The sequence below is a fragment of the Pelomonas candidula genome (genome assembly GCF_043555985.1).
Lineage (GTDB): Bacteria > Pseudomonadota > Gammaproteobacteria > Burkholderiales > Burkholderiaceae_C > Pelomonas > Pelomonas candidula.
Genome location: NZ_JBIGIC010000008.1, coordinates 152,879 through 179,642 on the forward strand (window position 1 = coordinate 152,879; position 26,764 = coordinate 179,642).

A 26,764-nucleotide genomic window follows, 5' to 3' on the forward strand; every position below is an offset into this window, starting at 1 on the left:
ATGCGTGCTGCCAATTCTCTTGATTGCTCACTCATGAAAAAAACTTCGTCATCTGGAGTTGGCGCGAAACGCCGTTGCGCAGCTGGGCTGGCCCTCTCAGGCGTCCTGCTGGCTGGATGCTTCGACAAGTCGGCCGAGCAGTACGTGACGGACGCAAAGGCGGACCTGGCCAAGAACGACAGCGCGGCGGCGGTGATCCAGCTCAAGAATGCGTTGCAGAGCGATCCGGCCTTGGGCGAGGTTCGCGTGCTGCTTGGGCAGGCTCTGCTGCAGACCGGTGATGCCCGCGGTGCGCTGATCGAACTCGGCAAGGCCAGGGAGATGGGCGTCAAGCATGATCAGCTCGAACCGCTGATCGCGCAGGCGATGCTGGGGCAGGCCGAGTTTGCCAAGGTGATTGCCGAATTTGCCGATGCCAAGCCAGCCACCAAGGGTGCGCAGGCCGACCTGTGGGCTTCGCTGGCCGTCGCGTACAGCGCGACCGGCAATGCGGCGAAGGCCTTGGAGCTGGGTAATGCGGCCGTCGCGGCCGATGCCGACAACGTGCGCGCCCAGTTGATCCGCGTGCGTCTGGTGTCAGCCGCCTCCGGTCCGGCCGAGGGATTGACTGCCGTCGAGGCCGTGCTGGGCAAGGCGCCTCAGAGCGCTGATGCCTGGCAGAGCAAGGGTGATCTTCTGGCGCTGCTGGGCAAGCCTGACCCTGCGATGGAGGCCTACCGCAAGGCGATCGCGCTGAGCAAATTCCATGTGCCTGCTCATGTCGGTGCCTTCTACGTGTTGCTGGGCAAGAAGGATCTCGACGGCGCCAAGGCCGAGCTCGACGCGTTGCGCAGTGTGCGCAGCGCAGCGAATCAGGTGAAGTTGTTGACGGTGCTGTTGGCGCTGGAACGCAATGACCTCGACACGGCGCGCGACAACATCCAGGCTTTGCTGAAGGTGGCTTCAGACGATGTGCGCGTGTTGCATCTGGCCGGGGTTGTCGCATTCCGTCGCGGGTCCCTGCTCGAGGCCGAGGATTACCTGAGCAAGACCCTCCTCAAGGACCCGAATTTCGAGTCTGCGCGTCTCCTGCTTGCGCAGGCCAATCTGCGCGCCGGAGATCCGACCAAAGCGCTGAGTACGTTGCAGCCCCTGTTGGGTGACGCCAGCACCAATGCCAGTGCGTTCAGCCTTGCTGCCGAGGCTTATCTGCAAGCGGGTGATCCGAAACGAGCTGAAGCCGCATTCGTCAAGATTGCCAGAATCAATCCCAACGATGTGCCTAGCCATGCGGCGCTGGCGTTGGTGGACATCGGCAAGGGTAAGGTGGAGCAGGGCATTGCGGCCTTGAAGGCGTTGTCCGCTGCCGATGCCAGTTCGGTGCCCGATCTGGCGCTGGTGACAACCTTCATGCAGCGCAAGGAATGGGACCAGGCGCTGAAGGCTATCGATACGCTGGAACGCAAGGCGCCCAAGAGTGCCGGGCCGAGCAATCTGCGTGGGCGCATCGAGCTGATTCGTGGCAACCAGGACAAGGCCGTTCAGGCCTTCGAGACAGCGCTGAAGCTTGATCCCGCCTACTACCCGGCTGCCGCCAGCCTGGCTGCGATGGACATGGCCGCCAAGAAGCCTGAAGCCGCCATGGACCGGTTTAAGAAGGTGCTGGCCGTTGATCCGAAAAGCGTCTCAGCCAACATGGCATTGATCGGGCTGCGTGACGAGAGCGGTGCGAGCAAAGAGGAACTTGTCGCTGCGCTGGAGGCGCTGATCAAGCAGATGCCGGGCGAGGCGCGGCCGCGCCTGGCGCTGATCGAACTGCAGTTGCGCCGCCAGCAGGTCAAAGCAGCCTTGGCGGCGGCCACTGAAGCTGCTGCTGCCTTGCCGGGCAATCCCAGCGTGCTCCGGCATCTGGCCGGCACCCAGGCGATGTCGGGCGATTACAACCAGGCCATCGGCACCTACAACAAGCTGATGACGCTTCAGCCCAATTCGCCTGAGCCGTTGATGCTGCTGGCCCAGGTCTATGCTGCGCGCGGGGACAAGGCGGCCTCCAAGCAGGCCATGGAGCGTGCGCTGAAGCTGAAGCCTGGCTATCAGCCGGCGCAGCGAGCACTGATCGCCAACGAGCTTGCGGTCGGCAACGTCGCGGAAGCGCGTCGATTGGCTGAGGCGATGAAAACCGTCTATCCGAACGATCCGCTGGTGCTGTCCATCTCGGGGGACATTGCGGCGGTCAGCAAGGACTGGCCTGGAGCGGTGCTGAACTATCGTGCGGCATTGAAATTGCTGCCTCAGGTGGATGTGGCGATCAAACTGCACCGAGTCCTGATGGGGGCAGGCAAGCAGCCCGAAGCGAAGCACTTCGAGTCCGACTGGCTCATCGCCCATCCCAAGGACTTGAAGTTCCTGGTCTATTCCGCGGATGCGGCACTGCTCTCACAGGACAACGATCTTGCGCGCGAGCGCTACCTGTCGGTGCTGAAGCTGCAGCCCGATAACGCCAATGCGGCGAACAATGTCGCTTGGCTGCTGAATCGCAACAAGGACCCGAAGGCCATGGAATACGCGGAGCGGGCGATCAAACTGGCCCCGCAGAACACCGATTACATGGACACCTTGGCGCAGGTCATGGCCACCGCGGGCCGGTTCAGCGAGGCTGTCGAGATCCAGAAGAAGGCCGTCGAGTTGTCCCCCGATCACGTCATGCATCGCTTTCACTTGGCTCAGTTTTACGCTGGTGCAGGTCAGAAGGCGCAGGCCCGTGAGCAACTTCAACGTCTGGCGCAGCTTGGCGATCGTTTTGCGCAGCAGGCTGAGGTCAAGAAGCTGCTGGAAGCACTTTGAGTTCGTTGTCGGGAAACTTGACACTTTCGGCCTGAAAAACCTCTGGAAGCGCTGGTGAGTCGAAAAAGTTGTTGTGCGACAGTTGTTTATGAACGTTGGCACGGAGGCTGCTTATTGACTGCCAAGATCGTGCGAAGGTCGCATGTTTCGTAACGTCAGGAGAGTTGAAATGAACTTCAAGAAGATTGCCGCAGTGCTCTCGATGGCTGGCGCCACCGTTTTCAGCGGTGCGGCCTTCGCCGACCCGAGCATCACCAACCTCGACGGCACGAAGACGCCGTTCGGCGGTTTCGACTGGGCTTCCGGTTCGGCTGCGTGGACGTCGAATTTCGATGTCCTGCACAGCAACACCTTCACGCTGAACTACGTGGGCTGGGCCACTGCGGTCACCGCGACGAACGGCAATCCGCTCACTCAGCTGTACCAGTTTGACAACTCGGCCGATGGCATCGCCAATTCGCTCCTGCAGTCGCTCGGCCTCGGTGGTTCGTACGAATACACGGTCGTCGCAACGCTGCAAGAGCAAATCATCAGCTGCGATGCCACGTTCACCTCTTGCAAGTTCCAGGTGACCGGCGGTTCGTTCGACATCTACTACGACACCACGGCCAACGCCAACTCCACGAGCGCAACTTGGACCGGTTTCAATGACGGCACCAAGATCCTGTCCGGTTCGTTCAACTCTGGCGCCATCACCGACTTCCAGAACACGACTGGCGGTCAAGCCAACCTGACGGGTCAAGTGACGTACACCAACAACACGTACATCAACCCCAACCTGGTCAGCACGAACGTCACCTCCACCCTGCAACTGGGTACCGCCGTGACGAACTTCACTGCCCCGACGTCGGTTGACGGTAACAGCGTTGGTGCTGGCCAGATCGTGTTCCAGGCCGATGCCAACCAGACCTTCTCCTCGAAGGTTCCTGAGCCCGCTTCGCTGGCCCTGGTCGGTCTGGCCCTGGGTGGTGTTGGCTTCGTTGCCCGTCGCCGCAAGTAAGAACTGATTCGGCGTAAGCCGATCGGTAAAAACGCCCCGAGCAATTCGGGGCGTTTTTTTTGGCTCATTGCGTGCGGGGCTGGTGCACGCGCGTCTGGTGAACCATCGCTGGACGACATGGGTTCTCATCGTCCTCAGGGCTCGGGGTATGAAGCCCGTAGAGCGGCCATCGAGTGGGAGTGCAACGCGCCGGGATCTTCGCCAGGCGTCACTCCCCCACGAAACAGGGGGCTCGCAGTGCTTGCCCATGGGATTTGGAGCAGGCGGCCTCCCCAGAATGAGGTCACGTGGTCGGCTTGGGTACTGGATCTGGTGCTTTGGCGATCTTTCCGTCTATTCACCACTGGTCATCCCCCTGTGAAACGATCCCTCTTGCGGCCTGCGCGTCCGAGTTCCCGACCAGACCGGCGTGCGGCACCCTCTGCGCTGCGGGCTGCCTCCTTCACGGCCGTTGCCGCCGCGGTGGCGACACTGTTGCCGTTCAGCGCCGCCCACGCGGCGCTCTGCACGCCGGGCCACTACAGCTCGACGGGGTCGGACCCCTGTGCGACGGCGCCGGTAGGCACCTATGTGAACAGCGCGGGTGCCACGTCCGTCACGCTGGCACCGGTGGGACGCTACGTGCCGACGTCGGGTGCCACGACATCCATTCCGGCCCCCGTCGGCAGCTAAGTGAGCTCGGTCGGCGCCTCGGTGGCGACGCTGGCCCCAGTGGGCAGCTACGTGCCGACCCCCGGCGCCAGTGCGCCCACGCTGGCACCCGCAGGCAGCTATGTGAACACTCCAGGCGCCGCTGCGGCGACGCTGGCGCCGGTGGGTACCTATGTGCCGACGGCCGGAGCCAGCTCGGTCATCCAGGCCCCCGTGGGCCAGTATGTGGGCACCCCCGGTGCCACGACGTCGACACCGCGCCGGTGGGCAGCTACGTGCCGACGGCAGGCGCCAGCGCACCCATGCTCGTCCCCGCGGGCAGCTACGTGAACACCTCGGGCGCCTCGGTGGCGACGTTGGCGCCGGTGGGGACTTACGTGCCGACGGCTGGCGCCAGTGTGGCCACGCAGGCGCCCGCGGGCAGCTATGTGAGCACCCCCGGCGCCACCGTGCCGACGCTGGCGCCGGTGGGCCGCTACGTGCCCACCGCGGGGGCCAGCATGGCCCAGCAGGCGCCTGTGGGCACCTACGTGGCCACCCCCGGTGCCTCGGCGCCGATCCCAGCGCCCGTCGGCAGCTACGTCGCGACCGCGGGCGCCAGTGCTGCCACGCTGGCACCCGCGGGGAGCTTCGTCAGCACGGCCGGTGCCTCCTCGGCGCAGTCCTGCCCGAGCGGCAGCCTGTCTTATGGCGGCGCCGTGGCCTGCCGGGCTACCGATGGTTCTGCGAGCGGTCCTTCCCTTGTCTCTCCCCACTTCCAGACCACAGCGGGCTGGGGTGCCAACGTGGATCTGGGCGACAGCTTCAGCGCTGGCAGTGCCTGGAGCATGGAGGTGGGCAACGCCAGCGCGGACGCTGCCGACGGCAAGCAGACCCTGCTGACGCTGCTGTCGGCCACGCTGGACGGCACGGACAGCGTTCTTCGAGCTGGTCGGCTTCACGGCCGGAGACACGCTGCAGATCGGTGACCCGTTCGAGTCCCTGCAGATCGTGGCCAGGAACGGCACGCCGAGTTCCGGCCCGTTCTCGTTCCAGCTGACCTTCCTCACCGACGAGGGCGCCGGCCTGGGCGCGGCGGGGCACAGCTTCACGTTCTCGTTCAGCGGGCTCTTCGGCACGCAGGGATCGACCGTGCCCGAGCCGGGCACGCCGGGCCTGCTGCTGGCCGCGGCGGGTGCCTGGGCCTGGCTGCGCCGTGGGCGCTCTCGCAAGGCCGGTGGCTGACCAGGCGGTCGCGCGCTACCTGCAGGCCCTGGCCGCGGGCAGCGCACAACACGAGCTGACGGCGCTGCTGGCGCTGGCCTCCGCGGCGCAGCAGGCGGCCGGTGGCGTGGCTGTCGACGCGAGGGAGCCCTGGCCGCCGCTGGAGCCGGACCGGCTGACGGCGTTGGCCGGCCGGCATCGCGAGCAAGGCCTGCCCGGCCTGGCTGAAGCCGTGCTGGCTGTGGCCCTGCAGCGCGCGCCCGGTTCGGGCCAGGCCCGTGCCAACCATGCGCTGGCGCTGCACGAGCTGGGGCGTCACGCCGAGGCGCTGGTGCAGGCCGAGCAGAGCATCGCGCTGGCCCCGGCGCTGGCAGCGGCCTGGTTCAACCTGGGCCTGATCCGCGCCGCGCTGCACGACGAGGCCGGCGCCGCGCAGGCCCACGCGCAGGCCCAGGCCCTGGCGCCGCAGTCGGGCATGCACCACCTGCAGGCCGGGCTGGCCTTGCAGCGCCAGGGGCGGCTGCTGGAGGTCCAGGGCGCCTTTCGCTACGCGATGACGCTGGACGGCGCGACGCCCGAGGCCTGAATCAATCTGGGCACCGCGCTGCTCGAATCTGGCGACGCCCAGGCCGCCGAGGACGCGGCGCTGGCGGCGCTGGCGCTGCGCCCGCAGGACCGCCGCGCCGCGGCCAACCTGCTGATGGCCCAGCAGTACAACCCCCGCCATACCGCACACGCGCTGCGTGACAGCGCTCGCCACTGGGGCGCGCTGTGGACCACGCCGCAAGCCCCGACGACAGGCTTCGCGCCTGCCGTCCCGGGGCGACCGCTGCGCGTCGGCTACCTGAGCGGTGACTTCCGCCAGCACCCAATCGGCTGGCTGATCGCGCCGGTGTTGGGCGCGCACGACCCGCAGGTGGTCGAGGTGCACGTGCTCGACACCGACACCGGGCGCCAGCAGGGCGACCCGCTGAAAGCCGAGCTGCGCGCCGTCGCGCCGCATTGGCACGAGCTGGGTGGCCTGGACGATGCCGCGCTGGCCGCGCGTGCACGGGCGCTGGGCCTGGACGTGCTCGTGGAGCTGGCCGGCCACACCGACGGCGGCCGGCTGGGCGTGCTGGCGCACCGGGCGGCACCGGTGCAGCTGTCCTGGCTGGGCTATTTCGCCAGCACGGGCGTGGCGCAGGTGGACGGTGTCGTCACCGGCAGCGTGATCGGCGACGGCCATGCCGCGGCCTGGTACACCGAGCCGCTGCTGCACCTGGGCCGGCCGCATATCGCCTGGCGACCGCCTGCCCACGCCCCGGCGCCCGCCGGCACGGTGGCCAGCGAGCGCACGGGCCGGCTGACCTTCGGCAGCTTCAACACCGCTGCCAAGCTCAGCGACGCGACGCTGGCGCTGTGGTCCCAGTTGCTGCAGGCCCGCCCCGACAGCCGGCTGCTGTTGCGCCGCGCCTGCTTCGGCGACCCGGCATTTGCCGAGCACACGCGGCGGCGCTTCGCGAGCTTCGGCGTCGCGGCCGAGCGCATCGTCGCCGCCCCGGCGTTGCCGCACGACCAGATGCTGGCGGCCTACGGCGAGATCGACGTCGCGCTGGACCCGACGCCGTTTTCGGGCCTCATCACGTCGCTGGAGGCGCTGTGGATGGGCGTGCCAGTGACGACGCTGACCAGCCTGCGGCCCGTGGCGCGCCAGACCGAGATGCTGCTGCACGCGCTGGGCCGCGACGAGTGGGGCGCGACGACGCCCCAGGCCTGGCTGCACCGCACCCTGCAGCTGGCCGACGACACGGCCGCCCGCCGCACCTGGCTGCAGACCTGCCGGGCCGAGATGCGGGCGTCGCCGCTGCTGGACGGCGCCGACCTGGCCCGGCGGCTCGAGGCCCTCTACCTCCAACTGCGGACGGAGCCGCGATGAGCGACGCCGACCGCGCGATGGACCTGCAGCGCCAGGGCCGGCTGGACGAAGCCGGCGCGCTGTACGAGCGAGTGCTGGCGGGCTCCGGCTTCCAGCCCGCACTGCGCCACAACCTCGGGTTGCTGCGGCTGGAGCAGGGCCGCATCTCGGAAGCGCTGCCGCTGCTGGAGCGCGCCCATGCCGAGGACGGGCGCCACCCGCAGTGGGCGCAGAGCCTGCCCCTCGTCGGCATGCGCCTGTACGAGCACGGGCTGTGGGAATCGGCGCTGGTGTGGCTGGAGCGCAGCTCGGCGCTTGCGGCGCCCGACGCTGCCGTGGCGCAGGCGCTGGCCCGCCTGCGCCCGAGGCCCCACCTGGCACCCGAGGCCTGGGACAAGCTGCAGCAGCGCAGCCTGCTGCGCTACACGCCGCGCGAGTCCGAGAGCTACGTCTACGCCATCGACGTGGTGGGCACCTGCAACCTGCGCTGCCCGACCTGTCCGGTGGGCAACTTCGCGGCGGCGGACCGGCCCAAGGGCTTCATGGAGGTCGAGCGGTTCGAGCGCATCCTCGACAAGATCGTCGCCGAGCGCGTGGCCGAGCGGCCGCAGATCTGGCTCTACAACTGGGGCGAGCCGCTGCTGCACCCGGAGCTGCCCACGCTCGTGCGCGCCGTGCAGGCGCGCGGCCTCACGGTGCACCTGTCCAGCAACCTCAACGTGGAGCGTGGCATCCCCGAGCTGATCCGCGCCAACCCGGACGAGCTGAAGGTGTCGCTGTCCGGTTTCACGCCCGAGACCTACAGCCGCACGCATGTGCGCGGCGACCTGCATCTCGTGCGGGCCAACCTCTACCTGCTGCGCCACTGGATCGACAAGGCCCGGGCCACCACGCGGGTCTGGGTGGGCCACCATCTCTACAAGGACACGCAGGAGCAGGTGCCGGCCGTCCGCGCGTTGTGCGACGAGCTGCGCTTCGAGCACCGTCCCATCGCCGCGTTTTTCCAGCCGCTGGAGCGCCTGGTGGACCACCTCGGAGGCCGCGCGCCGCCGGACCCCGTGCACGAGCTGCTGATCGAGCCGCCCAGCGTCTACCTGCCGCGCATCAAGGCCAGCCGCAGCACCGAGCACGATTGCGAGCTGCGCTTCAACCAGACGGTGATCAACCACGACGGCAGCGTCGCGCTGTGCTGCAGCGTCTACGACAAGCCCAACATGCTGGGCATTGACTTCCTCTCGACGCCGCATGCCGAGCTGGAGCGCGCCAAGTACCGGCACTCGTTCTGCGGCACCTGCATGAGCCACGGGCTGCACTACAGCGTGCAGGACCCGGCGCGCGTCACGGGCCCGCCGGGCCGCTGAGTACGGATGGCGGGCGCCATCCGCACGGGCCACTGCTTCAGCGGATGGCCTGGGCCAGCGCCGCTGCGTTGATGACGCCCAGGCCGGCGCCGGGCTCGTAGCCGGCCACGCCGCTGTAGAACCAGTTGTCACCTGCGGTGATGTCCACCGTGCCCGGCTGGGACTGACGGCGCCAGCCTTCGCCACGGCCGCGGTAGAGCATCGGGTGCAGCAGGCCCAGGCGCGAGGACTTGGCCTGCGAGATCAGCGCAAAGATGCCGTTGAGCTGCGGCGACGCGAAGCTCGTGCCGCCGTAGCCGGCGATCCAGCCGCCGTCCGCGGTCGAGTAGACGAGGTAGCCGGTGTACGGGTCGGAGTTCAGTGAGATGTCGGGCAGGTTGCGGCCCTTCACGTTGGCCGGCACCGTGTACAGATAGCTCTGCACGCCGGTGGTCGGGTCGGTGTAGGTCCAGACCTGGTTGGGCTCGCTGCGGCGCATGCCCCGGGTGTTCTTCTGATAGTCCGGCTGCGGCCAGAACACGCTGACGCCGCCGCCGCCGCCGACCGAGAAGTAGTAGTCCTTGTAGTCGCTGCCGTAGTTGGCGATCAGGTAGTCGTTGAAGTAGTCCCAGCCCCAGACCTGCTCGGTCGGGACGTGGACGACGCCGTACTTGCGCTGGATGTCGCCGGCGATCGTCGTGCCGCCGGCGGCGACGACGTAGGGGTCGGCCGCCGGCGAGTCCACCGTCAGGATCTTGGAGAAGGCCGGGTAGGGGGCCACCGAGTTGGTGTCGTAGGCGCCGTCGTCGCCGGCCGATGCGAAGGTCGAGATGCCCTGCGCCGCCGCCTCGGCGAAGACCTGGTGGTAGGCCACCATCACGCCCAGGCTTTCGGTGGAGACGCCGGGGATCTCGTAGTTCAGGATTTCCGGCGAGCCCCAGCTCACCGACAACGTGTCCACGGTGTTGTCGGCCACGGCCTTGTAGAAGACGTCGATGAAGCCGGCCTCGGTGTTCGGCGCGTCGTAGACGACCATCTTCGCGTCGGGGGCCAGGCCGCCCGACTGCTGCACGTCCAGCGTCGTCTCCCCCGAGCCTGCCTTGGCCGACAGGTCGCCGCCACCGTCCACATGCACCTGTGTGATCCGCGTGGGCGACACGTTCAGGCCGATGGCACTCCAGTAGGTGTAGGCGTCCGACGGGTAGAAGTTGGCCAGCGTCGCGATGCCGATGGTCTTGCCCTTGCCGGTGACGCCCTTGGCATACAGCGGATTCACGCCGTACATGTTGGCCACGTCGCCGGTCGTGAAGCTGCCCGGCACGCCGGTGGCCGTGTTGTTGCCGGCCGGCAGCACGACGGCGGGTTGGGCCTCGCCCAGCGCCGCTGCCTTGGCCTTGGCCTGGGTGGAGTGGGGGCGGAACTGCGAGGACTGCGTGTTCAGCCCGGCCACGTAGAGGATCACGTCGTCCAGGTCCCTCGGCACCTTGTGGCCGTGGGCCGGCCGGCGGAAGGCCCTGCCGTCGCCGTCGCGGTAGTCATGCATGATGGCCTGGAAGGCCTGCGTGAACTGGGACGCCGTGCCCGTGGCCTTGATGATCAGGCCGTTGGGGTAGACCTCGTTGACGACGATGCCGTTGGCCGCGAGGAAGTCCGTCACGCGGCGGATGTCGTTGCGGCTGGGTGCGAAGGCGGCGCGGAACTGCTCGGTCGTGAGGAAGCGGTGGTAGAGCGGGCTGTCGGGGTCGACGGTGGCGGCGATGAAGGCGTCGAGCTCGTCGGCGCGTCGCAGCTTCAGGATGATGGAGACGGTCTGCGTCGCGTCGGCTGCGGTTGCGCCGAGGTCCAGCGGCGCCGCGCCCGACCTGCCGGCCAGCGCCGCGGGCGCTGCGCCCGCCACGATCGCGGCGCACAGCGCCGCCCGCATCAGTTCATGGAATCCGTGCTTGCCAAGAGACATGTGGTTCCCCCGTTCGGGTTGGAGTGAGGCCCTTGTGGGGCCGGGCCCCGGGGGTTCTACGAGGCGGGCGGGGGGGGCGTCAATCGGGCAAGTCTGTCCCCTGGTCGGGGTGGTGGGCGGCGGGCGGCCAGGCGCCGCGGGACCGCCGCCACAGGGGAATCGCCGCGTTGCTGCGGCATGTCCACGCCGTGGCCGGCGAGCCTGCTTGACCAAACTTTACGCAGCGCGCGGCAGCGATGCGGCGTCAGTGTTGCGGCGCCGCGGCGAGCTGCTTGCGGATGGCTCCCACCACGCGCTCGTCAGCGCCTGCCAGCATGGACGTGCGGGTCGCGATGCGGCCGTCGGCGTCGAGCAGGATGAGCTCGGCGCTGTGGTTGAACTCGCCGTCCGGCAGCTGGCGGTACTGGAACTTCAGCAGCGCGGCGATCTTGCGCACGGTGGCCGGGTCGGTGCGCGCCAGCGTCCATTGCGACGCATCCAGGCCGCGCTCCCTGGCCATCGCGGCCAGCTTTTCCGGCGTGTCGCGCGCGGGGTCGAAACTGACCAGCAGCACCTTCACGCGGCGGCGTTGCGCGTCGGTCAGCGCGGCCTGCGTGTCGCGGGCCGCGTCGATGAGCATCGGGCAGACGAACTGGCAGGACGTGTAGAACATGCTGACCAGCACCGGCTGGCCGCGCGCGGCGTCGAGCTTGACGGGCTGGCCGCGCTGGTCGGTCAGCGTCGCGTCGAGCTGGTAGATGGAGTCGCCGGGCAGGGCCAGGGCCGGCGTGGCCAGCGTGGCGAGCGCCAGGCTGGCGAGCAGCAGTCGTCGTTTCATCGTGTCACCTCAGCGGGCACAGCGGAAGCCCAGGCTGCCGGTGCTGTCGGCGGCGCTGAGCGAGGAGAGCAGTGCCACACGCATCAGCACCGCGTAGTTCTGCCGGTCTTGCAAGTCGATGGCGCCGGCGCCGCAGAACTTGAGCTTGTCGGGGTCGCCGGCGCTGCGGCTGTCGGCATTGACGAGCAGCGCGTTGAAGTCGTCCACCCACTCCCACACCAGGCCGTGCAGGTCGCGCACGCCGTAGACGTTGCGCTCGCCTCCGACGTTCGGCAGCGGGCCGTTGGCCGGACGGGCGTACCAGCCGAGGATGCGTGCCAGCCAGGCCGGGTCGCTGCGCGCGTCGGTGCGCGTCGCATCGGCCGCCGCCGCGTACTCCCACTCGTACCAGGTCGGCAGCCGCGCGCCCTCGGACTCGCAGTAGGCCTGGGCGGCGAACCAGCTGACGCCGGTGACGGGCGCGGCCGTGTCGTCCAGCCCCTGCTGCAGGTAGCCGGCGGCGGCGAACACGGCAGGGGCGCGGCCCGCCTGCCATTCGGGGTGGGCGGCTACGAAGCGGCGGAACTCGGCCCGCGTGACCGGCGTCTCGCGCAGCTCGAAAGCGGCGATGCGCGTCGGCTCGCGGTCGGTGTCGCGGGCCAGCACGCTGTTGAGCGTGCCGGCCGGCATCGCCACGTAGGCCGCGCCGGCCAGGACGGTCAGCGCGGTGGCGAGGCTCATCAGTGCCCCGCCTGGTTGGCCGTGGCGGGCTTGGCGGCGCGCTGCTTCTTCACCTCGTCGGCCGAGATGGCGCCACCCGGGTTGCCCCAGCTGTTCAGCACGTAGGTGAGGATGTTGGCGACCTCGTCATCGTTGAGCTGGTTCATCGGCGGCATGACCGAGTCGTAGTCCTTGCCGTTGACCTTGACCTTGCCCGACAGGCCGTGCAGCACGATGCCGATGGCGCGCTTGGGGTCCTGGCCCAGGAAGTCGGACTTGGCCAGCGGCGGGAACACGCCGGGCAGGCCCGCGCCGTTGGCCTGGTGGCAGACCGAGCAGGTGCCGGCGAACAGCGCCTGGCCAGCCGCGATCTGGTCCTTGGGCGTCAGCGTGCCGGTGGCGGCGGCCGTCGTCGCGGTGGTCACCGCGTTGAGGTTGGGCGCGGCGCGGTCGCCGAGGTAGACCGAGTCGACTTCCTTGCCCGAGTAGATGGCCTTGTCCTCGGGGCCGTCCACCTTGAGGATGGCCAGCGCGCCCTTGTTGAAGGCGCGGAAGATGGAGTGGTCCACCAGCACGTAGCTGCCGGGCACCTTGGTCTTGAAGTCCACGATGGCCGCGCCGCCGGCGGGGATCAGTGTCGTCTGCACGTTCTTCTGCGCCAGCGTCCCGCCCTCGAAGCGCACGCTGTCGAAGATGGCGCCGATGACGTGGAAGCTGGACACGAGGTTGGGGCCGCCGTTGCCGACGAACATGCGCACGGTCTCGCCTGTCTTGGCTGTCAGCGCGCGGTCACCGGTCAGCGCGCCCTCGGCGCCGTTGAACAGCACGTAGGTCGGCTGCTCGGCGATGGCCTTCTCCATGTCGAAGGGCTGCTGGCCCTTCTCGCGGTACTTGCCGGCCGTGTAGAAGTCGCCCTGCATGACGTAGAACTCGTGGTCAACCTTGGGCAGGCCTTCGGGCGGCTCGACGAGGATGAGGCCGTACATGCCGTTGGCCACGTGCATGCCCACCGGCGCAGTGGCGCAGTGGTAGACGTAGATGCCCTCGTTCAGCGCCGTGAACGTGAACTGCGATTCATGGCCCGGCGCCGTGAAGCTGGACGCCGCGCCGCCGCCCGGGCCGGTGACGCCGTGCAGGTCGATGTTGTGCGGCATCTTGCTGCTGGGGTGGTTCTTCAGGTGGAACTCCACCGTGTCGCCCTGGCGCACGCGGATGAAGCTGCCGGGCACGGTGCCGCCGAAGGTCCAGAACGTGTAGCTGACGCCCTCGGAGATGGGCATGTCCTTCTCGACGACTTCGAGTTCGACGATGACCTTGGCCGGTGACTTGCGGCCGGTGGCCGGCGGCACGAAGGGCGGGCTGGTGAGCTGGGCCTTGATGACGGGCAGCGTGCCGGTGGCGGCCAGCACGGGGGGGCTCAGCAGCGTCGAGGTGGTGAGGGCTGCGAGCAGAAGCAGGCGTCTGAGCATTGGGATCTCCCCAGGGTTTGGATGCGGGTGCGGCCCATGCCGCGACTCCAGGTAAATCCTAGAAACGCAGTCGGATTAGGGGTTTGTGCTGGATCAATCCAGCGATCGATGCCCCTTGCGGGTGCGGGGCTATGCTTGCCAACTTCATCACGACGCGGCACCCGACATGCGCGCAGCCTTCAGCCTTCTCGCCCTCGTCATCGTCGCGGCCATCGTGCTGTCGCTGGTCAAGAAGCAGGCCACCGCGCTGAAGCTGCCGGCCGCCGGCGCCTCAGCCGCGAGCGCGGCGTTGCCGCAGCCGCAAGCAGTGGGCCAGCAGGTGCAGAGCAGCCTGGACGACGCGGCCAGGCGCGCTGCCGAGGCCACGTCCGCCGCGACCAACTGAGGCCCCTGGCCCTGCCTGCATGGCCGGCCACAAGCTCTTCTTCGCGCTGCGGCCCGACGAGGCTACGGCCGAGCGCATCGCGAGCATCGTCACGGCCGAGCATGAGGCGCGCGGGCTGGCGGCGCGTCTGCGGCCCAGCCGCGTCTTCCACATCACGCTGCACTACTTCGGCTGCTTCGACGGCGAGCCCGATACGCACATCGTCGCCAGTGCCGAGCGGGCCGCGGCGGAGGTCGTGCGCCCGGCCTTTGATCTGAGCTTCGACCGCTTCACGAGCTGGGGCGGGCAGCGCGCCGCCAGGCACCCCTTCGTGCTGACTGGCGGCCAGGGCCTGGAAGCCGTGCGCGAGCTGCGTGACGCCCTTGTCGAGCGGCTGCTGGCTCATGGTCTGGCCGCGCCCGAGCGCGACTATGAGCCTCACCTGACGTTGCGCTACGACAAGCGGCCCGCACCGGCCTGGCCCATCGATCTGCCCGGCTGGATCGCCAGCGACTTCGTGCTGATCAAGAGCCCGCAGGGGCTGACGCGGCACGACGTCATCGACCGCTGGCCGCTTCAGGGCTAGTCCTACAGCCCGTGCCGCCGCCGGCCGACCGGCATGGCCGAGGGGCGGCGACACCATGGCGCATCCCTGACAAGGAGACACCAATGCTCATCGTCAAACCCCTGATCGCCCTCATCGCTACCTCGGCCCTGGCCGCGACGCTGTTCCGGCACCTGAGCCACGGGCAGCGGCGCCCCAGCCGCGACGAACGCAGCCAGCACCGCGAAGACGTGCACCGCTGGGAAGGCGAGGGCGGCAATCTGCCGGCCCGGCCGCAGCGCTGAGCACGGCCGGTGGTTCAGCCGCCGACGACGGCCTGCGCCAGCGCGCGCACGCTCAGCGGCGCCGACCCCTCGGCCTTGTTGGAGATGGTGACGAAGCAGTCCTGCCCGGCGCCGGCCGTGCCGCGGATGACGCGGGCCAGCTCGGCGCGTGTCCCGGGGTCGGGGTCCAGCATCTCGGCGAACTCGCCGTACTTCTTCTCCGCGTCCTCGTAGCCGTAGGCGCCGTGCAGGCGGTTCAGGTTCCAGCGCGCCACCAGCGGCCCGGGCCACAGCGCGCGCAGCAGCGGCAACTGCTCGGCCAGCGGCGGCAGCTTGGGGTGCAGGCCCAGGCAGTAGGTCGCGCCGGCATCGCGCAGCAGCGCGGTGAGGTCTCGCGTCAGCCAGGCGGCGTCGCGCACTTCCACCGCCAGCACGCCGGTGGGTGGCTTCGGCAGCGCCAGCAGCAAGGCATGCAGCAGGTCGAACTGCTCGTTCATGCGGGCAAGCCGGCCGCCGGGCAGCGGGCTGATCTGGAACACCAGCGCTCCGAGCGTGGCGCCCAGGCCCTCGTAGGCGGGCTCGATGAAGTCCTGCAGCGCGGCCGTCGGGTCCAGGAACAGCGGATTGGGCTGCTGGCCGCGGCCGTCCTCGCTGCGCAGCAGCGCGTCGGTGACGAGGCTGGGTGCCTTGACCGTGAAGCGGAAACCCGGCGGCACCTGCTCGGCATGGCGCTGGAACTCGCTGGCGGCCAGCGGTCGGTAGAAGCCCCGGTCGATGCCCACGGCGCGCAGCAGCGGGTGCGCCGCGTAGGCCGGTAGCCCCGTTCGGGACAGCGTGGATTCGCTGTGCCTGCCGGCCCACACCAGCCCCTGCCAGCCGGGATAGCTCCACGTCGATGTGCCGAGGTGGACATGCGGCGACATCCTCGCAGCCAGCGCGACGTCGTCGGCCTGCGGTGGCGCGGGCTGCACGCTGCGCGTGCTTTTCCTGGGGGCGTCTGGCGCTTCGGGTGGCGCGCCGAACAGGTCGTCCTGCGCCGTCATGGGCGCAGCTGCACACCGGCCTCGGTCAGCGCGTCGTGGATGGCGCGGGCGAAGGCGAGTGCATGCGGGCCGTCGCCGTGCAGGCAGATGGTCTCGGCGCGCAGCGGCACGGTCTCACCGGTGACGGCGACGACGACGCCCTCGCGCACCATGCGCAGCGTGCGTGCGACGGCCTCGTCCACATCTTCGACGAAGGCGCCCGGCTGGCTGCGCGGCACGAGGCTGCCGTCGGCGCGATAGCCGCGGTCGGCGAACACCTCGGCCACCGCGCGCAGGCCGGCGCGCTCGGCGGCGCGCAGCAGCTCGCTGCCTGCCAGGCCGTAGAGGGCCAGCGAGGGGTTCACGTCCAGCACGGCGGTGGCGACGGCGTCGGCCAGCGCCGGGTCACGCGCGGCCTGGTTGTAGAGAGCGCCATGCGGCTTCACGTGGAGCAACCGGCCGCCGGCGGCGCGCACCAGGGCGTCCAGCGCGCCGATCTGGTAGATCAGGTCGGCGCGCACGTCGTCGGCGCTCAGCTGCATCTCGCGGCGGCCGAAGTTCTCGCGGTCGGGGTAGCTGGGGTGGGCGCCGATCACGACGCCGCGCTCCAGCGCGGCGGTGACGGTGCGCTGCATCAGCCGTGCATCGCCGGCATGCCAGCCGCAGGCGATGTTGGCGGAGCTGACGAGTGCCAGCAGTTCGGCGTCGTCAGGCGCGCCTTCGCCGAGGTCGGCGTTCAGGTCGACATGGAAGGCAGCGTCGTTCACAGCCCGTTCCTCATCTGGTTCAGCAAAAGTTCTTGTGCACGCAGCGCGGCGCGGGCGTCGTCGGGCGTGCAGCGGCAGAAGCGGAGTTTCGCGCCCAGGCGTACCTGCCCCAGCTTCCAGAGGTCGGCGCGGATGACGACGCCGATCTTGGGATAGCCGCCTGTCGTCTGCGCATCGGCCAGCAGCACGATGGGCTGGCCCGACGGCGGCACCTGCACGACGCCGGGCAGCACGCCGTGCGACGGCAGGTCCTCGCCGCGTTCGCGCGTCAGCACCGGGCCGGCCAGGCGGTAGCCCATGCGGTTGCTCTGGGGTGTGATGGTCCAGTCGCTGGCCCAGAACGCGTCGCGGGCCTCGGCCGAGAAATCGTCGTACTCGGGGCCGGGCAGCACGCGCACGCTGGCGTCCCAGTCCGGCGGGCGCATGCCGACGGCGCGCGAGGGCAGGGCGGTGGCGGTGTTCAGCGGCAAGCGGTCGCCGTCGCGCAGCGCGCGCCCGTCCAGCCCGCCGAAGCCCGCCTTGATGTCGGTGCTGCGCGAGCCCAGCGCCGCGGGCACGGCGATGCCGCCGGTCACCGTCAGGTAGCTGCGCATGCGCTCGCGCGGCGCGGCGAGCTTGAGCGTCTGGCCGGCGCGCACACGCTGCCGCCACCAGGGCCGCATGGGGCGGCCGTCGAGCTGGGCGTCAGCGTCCGTGCCCGTGATGGCGATGCAGGCATCGGCATGAAAGCGCAGCGTCGCTGCGCCCAGCGTGAACTCCAGCCCCGCTGCGCCGACCGGATTGCCGACCAGCAGGTTGCCTGTGCGCAGCGCGAACTCGTCGAGCGCGCCGCACAGGCTCAGGCCCCGGTCGCGCCAGCCGGGGCGGCCGAGGTCCTGCACGGTGGTCAGCGGGCCGGCGCGGACGATCTCGATCATGCGGGCACGAACCTCACACGGTCGCCCGGCGCCAGCACGGTGGGCGGCAGGGCATGCGGGTTGAAGAGGGGCAGCGACGTGCGGCCGATCAGCTGCCAGCCGCCGGGCGTGGCCAGCGGGTAGATGCCGGTCTGCGCGCCACCGATGCCGACACTGCCGGCCGGCACCGACGTGCGCGGCTCGGCGCGGCGCGGCGTGTGCAGCGACTCGTCCAGTCCGCCCAGGTAGGCGAAGCCGGGCTGGAAGCCGAGGAAGTAGACGACGTATTCGGACGCCGCATGGCGCTGCACGACCTCGTCGGTCGACAGCTCGCAATGGTTGGCGATATCAGCGAGGTCGGGGCCGTCGTAGGTCACCGGGATCTGCACGAGACGGCCCAGCGCGCGGCGGCGCGGCGGTTGATCCCAGAGCTGCCTTGCGGCGGCTTCCAGTTCGGCGGCCTCGCTGTGGAGCGGATCGAACACCAGCGTCAGGTTGTTCATGCCGGGGATCAGCTCCTGCACGCTATCCACGCCGCCCAGCGCCGCCGCGAGCTGCCAGATGCGCTGCTGCTGTTCCAGCGAGACGGGTGCCGGCAGCGTGCAGCACAAGGCCGCCTCGCCGAGGGGATGGATCGACAACTCGCTCATGGATGAAAGCATGCCACGCGGCAACGCTGGGCCGGCCCACGGCGCGCGGCGCCTCCCTGCCTTGGGCGATTTGCGTCACCGGGATTTGCGCCGCGTCGCCTAAACTGCCGCCCCGATGACCGAGCCAATCTTCACGCCCGCCGACGAGTACGCGATGCGGCTCGCGCTGGACCAGGCGCAGAACGCCTGGCTGGTGGGCGAGGTGCCCGTCGGCGCCGTCATCACGCGGGGCGGCCAGGTCATCGCGACCGGCTACAACCGCCCGATCACGACGCACGACCCGACGGCCCACGCCGAGATCGTCGCGCTGCGCCACGCGGCCACGCTGCTGGAGAACTACCGGCTGCCGGAGTGCGAGATCTTCATCACGCTGGAACCCTGCGCGATGTGCGCGATGGCACTGATGCATGCCCGCTTCAAGCGCGTCGTGTTCGCGGCGCCCGACCCCAAGACCGGCGTGGCGGGCTCCGTCATCGACCTGTTCGGCCAGCCGCTGCTGAATCACCACACGCGCGTTGAACGCGGGCTGATGGCCGAGGCCTCCGCCAAGCTGCTGCGCGAGTTCTTTGCCGAGCGGCGCGAGGCCGCCCGCGCGCGCCGCGCCGAGCGGCAAGGCCTGATCCCCACCGGCGAAGCCACGCACCTGGACGAATCCTGATGACCTCCTTGACCCTGTTCTCTCCGGCTGGTGCTGTCCCCAAGGCCGATGCCGTGAAGCGCGCTGCGAAGCGGCTCGCACAGCTGGGCTTCGAGGTGGCCATCGACGCTGATGCCTTGTCGCGCCAGCAGCGCTTTGCGGGTGACGATGCCGCGCGCCTGACCGCGTTGCACCGCATCGCCGATGCGGCGCCGTCGGTCGCACTGGCGACGCGCGGCGGCTACGGCCTGACGCGCCTGCTGGACCAGATCGACTGGAGCCGCATCGCGAGCAGCATCGAGCGCGGCACGCGCTGGGTCGGCTACAGCGACCTCACCGCGCTGCAGAACGGCCTCATCGCCCGCCACAAGGGCCTGGCGATGTGGTCTGGCCCGCTGGCCTGCGACGACTTCGGCCGCACGGAGGCCGACGGCGGCGTCGACGAGATCACGCGCGACTGCTTCGTCGAGGCGATGAGCGGCGCTCTGGAGGCCGTGGGCTTTCGCGAGACCACCGGTGGCTTCGACGGCCTGGAGGCGCGAGGCCGGCTGTGGGGCGGCAACCTGACGGTGCTGTGCTCGCTGCTGGGCACGCCGCACTGGCCCAAGGTCAGGGGCGGTCTGCTGTTCCTGGAAGACGTCAACGAGCATCCCTACCGCGTCGAGCGCATGCTGTTGCAGCTGCAGCAGGCGGGCGTCATCGACAACCAGGCCGCCGTGCTGCTGGGCGATTTCAGCGGTGCGGCGAAGACGCCCAACGACCGCGGTTACGGCCTCAAGGACGCCATTGCCGCGCTGCGTGCCTGCACGAAGACGCCGGTGCTGACCGGCCTGCCGTTCGGCCATGTGCGTACCAAAGTCTGCCTGCCGGTCGGCGGCACGGTGGAGCTGTACGTGCAGGGGCGCGAGGCCATCCTCGGCTGGCAGTCGGACCCGCGGCTGGCGCATGTGCACGAGCATGGCGACGACTGCGGCCCCGACTGCGGCCCCGACTGCGGTCACGACCACGCCCATCACTGAAGTCACATCGGGTTTTCCGCGTCGCCCGGTCGCGGGAGCCCGGCCTGTATAGACGGGTCGCCCGTCTATGATGCCGCCCGTCGCCTCGGCTTTCGCCGGGGCGTCGTGTTTTGAGGGCGTCGTCTTGGGTGCAGTTCGCAGGTGGATCACGGGAGGGCTGGGCGCTGTGGCGTTCGCGCTGCTGGCCGGCTGCAACAACAGCCCCCACCCACACGGCGCGGCGCGCGAGAACACGCTGTTCATGGCCTTCGCGGAGCGCTCGCCGCGCTACCTGGACCCAACGTCGTCCTATGCCGCGCCCGAAAGCACCTACGTCTACGAGATCAGCGAGCCGCCCTACGGCTATCACCACCTCAAGCGGCCCTACACGCTGATCCCGCGCGCTGCCGAGGCGCTGGCCAAGCCCTATCTGCTGGACGCGCAGGGCAAGCGGCTGCCGGACGACGCGCCGGACGAGCAGGTGGCCGAGGCTGTCTACGACATCCCTATCCGCCCGGGGCTGAAATGGTCGCCGCATCCGGCCTTCGCGAAGGATGCGCAAGGCAACTACCTCTACCACCACCTGAAGCCGGGCGAGCTGGGCGACAAGCGCAGCCCCTTCGACTTCAAGCAGCTGGGCACGCGCGAGGTCGTCGCCGAGGATTTCGTCTACGCGCTCAAGCGCCACGCCAGCCCGCGGCTGGAGGCACCGATGGCAGCGGTGTTCTCGGAGCACGTGATCGGGCTCAAGGACTACATGGCGCTGCTCAGGCGCGAGAGCGAAAAGCAGCTCAAGGGCCTGCCCGAGAACCTGGCCGACAAGCCCTTTCTGGACCTGCGCCGGTGGCCGCTGGCCGGCGCCCTGGCCGTCAACGACCACCTGCTGCGCATCCGCCTGAAAGGCCGCTACCCGCAGTGGCAGTACTGGCTGGCCACCAACTTCACGGCCGCCATTCCGTGGGAGGTGGACGCCTTCTACGCGCAGCCCGGCATGGCCGCCAACTCGCTGAGCTGGAACCAGTGGCCGGTCGGCAGCGGCCCGTTCATGATGACCGAGTACGTGCAGGATCGCCGCCACGTGATGAGCCGCAATCCGAACTACCGCGTCGATACCTACCCCTGCGACGGTAGCCCCGGCGATGCCGAGGCCGGCCTGCTGGCCGACTGCGGCAAGCGCATGCCCTTCGTCGACAAGGTCGTGGCCATCAACGTGAAGGAGAAGGTGCCCATCAAGGAGCTGTTCAAGCAGGGCTACCTGGACCTGCCCGAGATGGACCGCGCCGACTGGGGGGTCAACCTCGCGGTGGACCGCGACGACTCCGACGAAGTGAAAGCCTTCTTCGACGAGCGCGGCTTCCGTCTGCCGATGGCCGTGGACATCACGAACTGGTACCTCGGCTTCAACTGGCTGGACCCGGTCGTCGGCCGCGGCGACACGCCCGAGCAGCAGAAGCGCAACCGCGCGCTGCGCCAGGCCATCTCCATCGCCATCGACTGGGAGGAGGGCTATGGCCGCATCTTCCGCGATCAGGGCGGCGACGCCGCGCACGGGCCCATTCCGCCGGGCGTGTTCGGCTCCAGGGAGGGCCAGCCGGGCGAGTTCAACCCGGTCACGCATCGTCTGGTGAACGGCAAGGTCGAGCGCCGGCCCATCGAGGATGCGCTCAAGCTGATGGAGGAGGCCGGCTACCCTGGCGGACGTGATGCGAAGACGGGCAAGCCGCTGGTGCTGAACTACGACTTCCAGCGCGTCATCACACCGGAGCTGAAGGCGCAGAACGACTGGATGGTGCGCCAGTTTGCCAAGCTGGGCATCCAGCTGGACATCCGCGCGACCGATTTCAACCAGTTCCAGGAAAAGATCCTCAAGGGCAAGCACCAGATCTTCTGGTGGGGCTGGTTCGCCGACTATCCCGACGCCGAGAACTTCCTGTTCCTGCTCTACGGTCCCAACAGCAAGAGCCTGCACGAGGGCGAGAACACGGCCAACTACGCCAACCCGGAGTTCGACCGGCTGTTCCGCAAGCTGCAGTCGCTGGAAGACGGGCCGCAGAAGGCGCAGGTGATGGCGCAGCTGAACGACATCGTGCGGCAGGACGCGCCGTGGGCGTTCGGCTTCTGGAGCTACTCGGGGCTGGCCTTCCAGCACTGGGTCTACAACGGCAAGCCGGGCGTCGTCGTGCGCGACCGCGCGCGCTACTTGCGCGTGGACGCCGGGGAGCGCTCCCGCAAGGTCGCCGAGTGGAACCAGCCGGTCTGGTGGCCGCTGCTGGTGCTGGTGGCGGGCGGAGTGGCGATCTTCATCGCCACGCGCCGTGCGTGGCGGGCGCGCGAGACGGCGACGGCGCTGGTGAGCGGGGAGGCCGCCTGATGCTGCGTTTCCTGCTGCGCCGCCTGGGCTACGGCCTGGCCATCCTCGTGGGCGTGAACCTGTTCACCTTCTTCCTGTTCTTCTCGGTCAACACGCCGGACGACATGGCGCGGCTGAACATCGGTGGCAAGCGCATCACGCAGGCGCAGATCGACACCTGGAAGACCGAGCGAGGCTACGACAAGCCGCTGTACTTCGACGCCAGCCGCGAAGGGGCAGCGCAGTTCACGCACACCATCCTGTGGGAGCGCTCGGTCAGCCTGTTCGCGCTGGACTTCGGCAAGAGCGACGCGCGCCAGGCCATCAACATCGGCCACGAGGTCAAGGTGCGCATGGGCGTGAGCCTGCAGCTGGCACTGCCGCTGTTCGTGCTGCAGGTCTTCGTCAGCGTCGCGTTCTCGCTGCTGCTGGTGTTCTTCCGGCACACGAAGATCGACTTCTGGGGCGTGGTGCTGTGCGTGCTGATGCTGTCCATCAGCAGCCTGTTCTACATCATCGTGGGCCAGTACCTGTTCGCACGGCTGCTGAAGCTGGTGCCGATGAACGGCTTCGCGCCGGGGCTGGACGCGGTGCGTTTCCTCGCGCTGCCCATCCTGCTGTCGCTGCTGAGCCGCCTTGGTGGCGAAGCGCGGCTGTACCGGGCGATGTTCCTGGAGGAGATGGGCAAGGACTACGTGCGCACGGCGCGCGCCAAGGGCCTCTCCGAAGGCCGCGTGCTGAGCCGTCACGTGCTGCGCAACGCGCTCATCCCCATCATCACGAGCGCCGGCAGCTACCTGCCCTACGTCTTCCTCGGCAGCCTGGTGTTCGAGAGCTTCTTCGGCATTCCCGGCCTCGGGGCCTTCGTCATCGAGGCCATCAGCGGGCAGGACTTCGCCATCGTCCGCACCATGGTCTTCCTCGGCGCGCTGCTCTACATCGCGAGCAATGCGCTGATCGACATCGCCTACACGTGGGTGGACCCCCGCGTGCGGCTGAGCTGAGGTGGGCATGAAGTTCGTGCTGCTCTGGACCGACCTCGCGCTGTGGCTGATGGTGGCCGCGGGCGTCGGCTACGCGCTGCGGGTGAGGGCGCTGGCGCATCTGCGCACGACTTGGCGGCGTGTGCTGCGCGACCCGGTGGCGGCCAGTGCGGGTGTCGTCATGGCGTTGTTCCTGCTTGTCACGCTGGTGGACAGCGTCCACTTGCGTCGCGCGCTGGAGACGGCGGATGGCAGCACCGTCTACGACACGCGCACGCTGTCCGCACTGGACCTGCTGCTGCAGCGCCAGATCGCGATGCGCGAGGTCAGCTATTCCCTGCCGCTGGGCACGCATGGCTTCAACAAGGAGAGCGTCGTCGACGCGCAGGGGCAGGCCGGGCGCGACTACCCGCGGCTGAAGTTCGGCGGTGCGCACCTGAGCGACCCGGCGACGCAGTGGGCCGCCGACGTGGCCGGTCGCGCTGCGCTGGGCCTGGCCGGCGGCCTGGGCATCGCTGCGCTGCTGGTGGCGCTGACCGCCGCCGCGCTGGCCCGCCATCACCATGGCTGGCGCCATGCGCTGGCCGACCTGGCGGCCGACCGCACCTTCTATCCGCTGCGCGCCGTCCTCGTGACGCTGGCCGTCGTGCTGCTGCTGGCCGGTCCGGCCGTCGCGTTGATGCCTCACTACCATGTGTTCGGCACGGACCGCACCGGCAACGACGTGCTGGTGCAGGCGCTCAAGAGCGTACGCACGGCCTTCGTCATCGGCGCGCTGTCCACGCTCGCGACGCTGCCGCTGGCGCTGCTGCTGGGGGTGCTGGCTGGCTACTACAAGGGCTGGGTCGACGAAGTCATCCAGTACGTCTACACGACGCTGAGCTCCGTGCCCAACGTACTGCTGATCGCCGCCTGCGTGCTGATGGTGCAGGTGTTCTTCGACAAGAACCCCGAGTTGTTCGAGACCGCGGCCGAGCGCTCCGACCTGAAGATGCTGGTGCTGTGCCTCATCCTCGGCCTGACCGGCTGGGCCGGTTTGTGCCGCCTGGTGCGCGCCGAGACGCTGAAGCTGCGCGAGCTGGACTATGTGCAGGCGGCGACGGCCTTCGGCGTCGGCGATCTGCGCATCATGGCCCGCCACATCGCACCCAACGTGATGCATCTGGTGCTGATCACGGTCGTGCTGAGCTTCTCCGAGCTGATCCTCTATGAAGCCGTGCTGACCTACGTCGGCGTCGGTGTCGACCCGACCACCAGCAGCTTCGGCAGCATGATCAACCTGGCCCGGGCCGAGATGTCGCGCGACCCGGTCGTGTGGTGGAGCTTCGCGGCGGCCTTCGGCTTCATGGTGGGCCTGGTGCTGGCGGCCAACCTGTTCGCCGACGGCGTGCGGGATGCCTTCGACCCCAAGGCCCGCTCGGCGCGGCCACGCGTCTTCGTCCGTCGGGGAGCGCCCGATGCTTGAGATCGACGACCTGCGCGTGCAGCTCGATGCCGACGCCGGCCTCGTGCGAGCCATCGACGGCATGCGGCTGGCGCTCGAGCGCGGGGAGACGTTCGCGCTGGTTGGCGAGAGCGGCTGCGGCAAGAGCATGACGGCGCTGGCGCTGATGCGCCTGCTGCCCGAGAACGGCCGTGTGGCCGGCGGCGCCGTACGGCTGGACGGGCAGGACCTGCTGGCACTGCCCGAGAGCCGAATGCGCGACGTGCGCGGCGGGCGCGTGTCGATGATCTTCCAGGAGCCGTCGACCAGCCTGAACCCGGTCATGCGCGTCGGCGACCAGATCGTCGAGGCCATCGAGGCGCATACGGCGCTGCGTGGGGGCGCGGCGCGCGCCAAGGCCATCGACTGGCTGGCCCGCGTCGGCATTCCCGAGCCCGCGCGGCGAATCGACGACTACCCCTTCCGCCTCTCCGGCGGCCAGAAGCAGCGCGTGATGATCGCCATCGCGCTGGCCGCCGAGCCGGACTACCTCATCGCCGACGAGCCGACGACTGCGCTGGACGTGACCATCCAGGCGCAGATCCTCGACCTCATCCGCGACCTGCAGCGCGAGCGCCAGCTCGGCGTGCTGCTGATCACGCACGATCTCGCCGTCGTCAGCGGCATGGCCCACCGCGTGGCGCTGATGTACGCGGGCCAGATCATCGAGGTCGCGCCGGCCGCCGAGTTCTTCGCGGCGCCCAGGCACCCCTACGCCCGGTTGCTGCTGCAGGCGCTGCCCGACGCCGCTCGCCGTGGCGAGCCGTTGGCAGCCATCGCCGGCACCGTGCCGCCGCTGTGGCAGGACTTCACCGGTTGCCGCTTCGCGCCGCGCTGCGACAGAGCCATGATTCACTGCGCCGGCACGCCACCGGCGCTGACCGAGGAAGGCCCGCAGCACCAGGTGCGCTGCCTGCTCTACAGCCAGCCGGGTGAGGCCTTGCCGCGCGAGGTGGCCGCCGCCAAGGTGCTGCCGCCGGTGCCTGCCGGCGAGGGCGCGCCGCTGCTGGACGTGCGCGACCTGCGCGTGCGCTTCCTGCTGAAGGCGCCGTTGTTGTTTCACCGCGGCCCACGTCACTTCGATGCGGTCGACGGCGTCAGCTACCAGCTGCATGCCGGCCGCACGTTGGCGCTGGTTGGCGAATCCGGCTGCGGCAAGACGACATCCGGCAAGGCCATCGTCCAGTTGCTGCGCCGGCAGGCCCGGATCAGCGGCCAGGCGCTGTTCGACGGGCGGGACCTGTTCCAGCTCCAAGGCTCGGCCCTTGTGAAGGCGCGGCGCAGTATCCAGATCATCTTCCAGGACCCGTTCGCGTCGCTGAACCCGCGCATGCGCGTAGCCGACGTGCTGGAGGAGGGGGTGATTGCGCTGCGCCCCGAACTGGACGCCGCGGCCCGGCGCGACCGGCTGCACCGGCTGGTCGACCAGGTCGGCCTGCGCCGCGACGCACTGCAGCGCTGGCCCCATGAGTTCTCCGGCGGCCAGCGCCAGCGCATCGCCATCGCGCGCGCGCTGGCCGTCGAACCCCGGCTCATCGTCTGCGACGAACCCACATCGGCGCTGGACGTCTCCGTCCAGGCGCAGATCCTCAACCTGCTGCGCGAATTGCAACGCGAGCAGGGACTGGCCTACCTGTTCATCACGCACAACATTGGGGTCGTCGAGTACATCGCCGACGAGATCGCCGTCATGCGGCGAGGCTGCATCGTCGAGCAGGGCGCCTGTGCCGACGTGCTGGGCCGGCCGCGGCAGGCTTACACGCAAGGCCTGCTAGCGGCGGTGCCGCGGCTGGGCGTTTCTGATAGCTGACAAGTCGCTGCCCTACAACGCCTAGGGTGTTCACTCTAGGGAACGTTAGTTCGTTAAATCCATGTGAATCAAGGGCTTGGACGCCTTTGCTCGCGCGTTAAGGGCTTTACCGGGCCGTGA

At 69.3% G+C, this 26,764-nt stretch carries 24 protein-coding genes and 1 pseudogene; 17 read left to right on the top strand and 8 right to left on the bottom strand.

The annotated features are described in order from the left end of the window. Window positions 1-33 precede the first annotated feature (33 nt). The 8 genes from prsT to ACG04R_RS17010 all read left to right on the top strand — a co-directional run bounded on the left by prsT (window position 34) and on the right by ACG04R_RS17010 (window position 8,935). Window positions 34-2,823 (top strand): XrtA/PEP-CTERM system TPR-repeat protein PrsT, encoded by a 2,790-nt coding sequence (prsT, locus tag ACG04R_RS16975; RefSeq protein ID WP_394413188.1) that lies wholly within the window; start codon window positions 34-36, stop codon window positions 2,821-2,823. A 169-nt stretch (window positions 2,824-2,992) separates the two neighbouring features. Beyond that, on the top strand, window positions 2,993-3,823 hold the full coding sequence (gene pepA, locus ACG04R_RS16980; RefSeq protein WP_394413191.1) for a flocculation-associated PEP-CTERM protein PepA: 831 nt from the start codon (window positions 2,993-2,995) through the stop codon (window positions 3,821-3,823). 462 nt (window positions 3,824-4,285) lie between these two features. Then, window positions 4,286-4,495 carry a hypothetical protein gene (locus ACG04R_RS16985; protein WP_394413194.1) on the top strand — a complete coding sequence of 70 codons (210 nt, stop codon included), beginning with the start codon at window positions 4,286-4,288 and terminating at the stop codon, window positions 4,493-4,495. A 281-nt stretch (window positions 4,496-4,776) separates the two neighbouring features. Then, the gene (locus ACG04R_RS16990) at window positions 4,777-5,442 is read left to right on the top strand and encodes a hypothetical protein (protein ID WP_394413197.1); all 666 of its coding nucleotides are present in this window, start codon (window positions 4,777-4,779) and stop codon (window positions 5,440-5,442) included. Between the two features lie 22 nt (window positions 5,443-5,464). Further along, on the top strand, window positions 5,465-5,698 hold the full coding sequence (locus tag ACG04R_RS16995) for a PEP-CTERM sorting domain-containing protein (protein ID WP_394413200.1): 234 nt from the start codon (window positions 5,465-5,467) through the stop codon (window positions 5,696-5,698). Then, window positions 5,691-6,263: a tetratricopeptide repeat protein gene (locus tag ACG04R_RS17000; RefSeq protein WP_394413203.1), complete on the top strand. Its 573-nt coding sequence runs from the start codon at window positions 5,691-5,693 to the stop codon at window positions 6,261-6,263. Before ACG04R_RS16995 ends, ACG04R_RS17000 begins: the two co-directional genes overlap by 8 nt. Before the next feature lie 114 nt (window positions 6,264-6,377). Continuing rightward, window positions 6,378-7,595 (top strand): O-linked N-acetylglucosamine transferase, SPINDLY family protein, encoded by a 1,218-nt coding sequence (locus tag ACG04R_RS17005; protein WP_394413206.1) that lies wholly within the window; start codon window positions 6,378-6,380, stop codon window positions 7,593-7,595. Next, on the top strand, window positions 7,592-8,935 hold the full coding sequence (locus tag ACG04R_RS17010; protein ID WP_394413208.1) for a radical SAM protein: 1,344 nt from the start codon (window positions 7,592-7,594) through the stop codon (window positions 8,933-8,935). Before ACG04R_RS17005 ends, ACG04R_RS17010 begins: the two co-directional genes overlap by 4 nt. Before the next feature lie 37 nt (window positions 8,936-8,972). Here ACG04R_RS17010 and ACG04R_RS17015 read toward each other — a convergent pair whose 3' ends face one another. The 4 genes and pseudogenes from ACG04R_RS17015 to nirK all read right to left on the bottom strand — a co-directional run. After that, complete coding sequence (locus ACG04R_RS17015; RefSeq protein ID WP_394413210.1) at window positions 8,973-10,871, bottom strand: S53 family peptidase; 1,899 nt, start codon at window positions 10,869-10,871, stop codon at window positions 8,973-8,975. A 244-nt stretch (window positions 10,872-11,115) separates the two neighbouring features. Next, a complete protein-coding gene (locus tag ACG04R_RS17020) occupies window positions 11,116-11,688 on the bottom strand; it encodes an SCO family protein (RefSeq protein ID WP_394413213.1) in 573 nt (190 codons plus the stop codon). A 9-nt stretch (window positions 11,689-11,697) separates the two neighbouring features. Then, the gene (locus ACG04R_RS17025; RefSeq protein ID WP_394413555.1) at window positions 11,698-12,498 is read right to left on the bottom strand and encodes a formylglycine-generating enzyme family protein; all 801 of its coding nucleotides are present in this window, start codon (window positions 12,496-12,498) and stop codon (window positions 11,698-11,700) included. After that, window positions 12,408-13,796, bottom strand: a pseudogene (gene nirK / locus ACG04R_RS17030) (copper-containing nitrite reductase); the annotation flags it as partial. The gene ACG04R_RS17025 and the pseudogene nirK, both read right to left, overlap by 91 nt. 226 nt (window positions 13,797-14,022) lie before the next feature. On the opposite strand from nirK, the gene ACG04R_RS17035 reads away from it, so the two are divergent. The 3 genes from ACG04R_RS17035 to ACG04R_RS17045 all read left to right on the top strand — a co-directional run bounded on the left by ACG04R_RS17035 (window position 14,023) and on the right by ACG04R_RS17045 (window position 15,069). Then, window positions 14,023-14,241, top strand: a complete 219-nt coding sequence (locus ACG04R_RS17035; protein WP_394413215.1) for a hypothetical protein — start codon at window positions 14,023-14,025, stop codon at window positions 14,239-14,241. Window positions 14,242-14,260: 19 nt separating this feature from the next. Next, the gene (locus ACG04R_RS17040) at window positions 14,261-14,806 is read left to right on the top strand and encodes a 2'-5' RNA ligase family protein (protein WP_394413217.1); all 546 of its coding nucleotides are present in this window, start codon (window positions 14,261-14,263) and stop codon (window positions 14,804-14,806) included. Window positions 14,807-14,889: 83 nt separating this feature from the next. After that, on the top strand, window positions 14,890-15,069 hold the full coding sequence (locus ACG04R_RS17045; protein WP_394413220.1) for a hypothetical protein: 180 nt from the start codon (window positions 14,890-14,892) through the stop codon (window positions 15,067-15,069). Between the two features lie 14 nt (window positions 15,070-15,083). Here ACG04R_RS17045 and ACG04R_RS17050 read toward each other — a convergent pair whose 3' ends face one another. From ACG04R_RS17050 to pxpB, 4 genes are read right to left on the bottom strand one after another with little or no spacing between them, the layout of a single operon-like run. Next, a complete protein-coding gene (locus tag ACG04R_RS17050) occupies window positions 15,084-16,091 on the bottom strand; it encodes a DUF72 domain-containing protein (RefSeq protein WP_394413223.1) in 1,008 nt (335 codons plus the stop codon). Then, window positions 16,088-16,837 carry a 5-oxoprolinase subunit PxpA gene (gene pxpA / locus ACG04R_RS17055; protein ID WP_394413225.1) on the bottom strand — a complete coding sequence of 250 codons (750 nt, stop codon included), beginning with the start codon at window positions 16,835-16,837 and terminating at the stop codon, window positions 16,088-16,090. The genes ACG04R_RS17050 and pxpA overlap by 4 nt, the downstream gene beginning before the upstream one ends. After that, window positions 16,834-17,754 carry a 5-oxoprolinase subunit C family protein gene (locus ACG04R_RS17060; RefSeq protein ID WP_394413227.1) on the bottom strand — a complete coding sequence of 307 codons (921 nt, stop codon included), beginning with the start codon at window positions 17,752-17,754 and terminating at the stop codon, window positions 16,834-16,836. The genes pxpA and ACG04R_RS17060 overlap by 4 nt, the downstream gene beginning before the upstream one ends. Further along, entirely contained in the window at window positions 17,751-18,383 is a 633-nt protein-coding gene (gene pxpB, locus ACG04R_RS17065; RefSeq protein ID WP_394413230.1) for a 5-oxoprolinase subunit PxpB, read from the bottom strand. Before pxpB ends, ACG04R_RS17060 begins: the two co-directional genes overlap by 4 nt. A gap of 115 nt (window positions 18,384-18,498) precedes the next feature. Between pxpB and tadA the strand changes: the two genes are divergently transcribed. From tadA to ACG04R_RS17095, 6 genes are all read left to right on the top strand, one after another. Beyond that, complete coding sequence (gene tadA, locus ACG04R_RS17070) at window positions 18,499-19,041, top strand: tRNA adenosine(34) deaminase TadA (RefSeq protein WP_394413233.1); 543 nt, start codon at window positions 18,499-18,501, stop codon at window positions 19,039-19,041. Beyond that, on the top strand, window positions 19,041-20,039 hold the full coding sequence (locus ACG04R_RS17075) for an LD-carboxypeptidase (RefSeq protein ID WP_394413235.1): 999 nt from the start codon (window positions 19,041-19,043) through the stop codon (window positions 20,037-20,039). Before tadA ends, ACG04R_RS17075 begins: the two co-directional genes overlap by 1 nt. Before the next feature lie 70 nt (window positions 20,040-20,109). Next, window positions 20,110-22,389 (top strand): ABC transporter substrate-binding protein, encoded by a 2,280-nt coding sequence (locus ACG04R_RS17080; protein ID WP_394413558.1) that lies wholly within the window; start codon window positions 20,110-20,112, stop codon window positions 22,387-22,389. Further along, window positions 22,389-23,372: an ABC transporter permease gene (locus tag ACG04R_RS17085; protein WP_394413239.1), complete on the top strand. Its 984-nt coding sequence runs from the start codon at window positions 22,389-22,391 to the stop codon at window positions 23,370-23,372. The genes ACG04R_RS17080 and ACG04R_RS17085 overlap by 1 nt, the downstream gene beginning before the upstream one ends. 7 nt (window positions 23,373-23,379) lie before the next feature. Beyond that, window positions 23,380-24,816, top strand: a complete 1,437-nt coding sequence (locus ACG04R_RS17090; protein ID WP_394413242.1) for an ABC transporter permease — start codon at window positions 23,380-23,382, stop codon at window positions 24,814-24,816. Next, entirely contained in the window at window positions 24,809-26,644 is a 1,836-nt protein-coding gene (locus tag ACG04R_RS17095) for an ABC transporter ATP-binding protein (RefSeq protein ID WP_394413244.1), read from the top strand. Before ACG04R_RS17090 ends, ACG04R_RS17095 begins: the two co-directional genes overlap by 8 nt. Window positions 26,645-26,764: the final 120 nt, after the last annotated feature.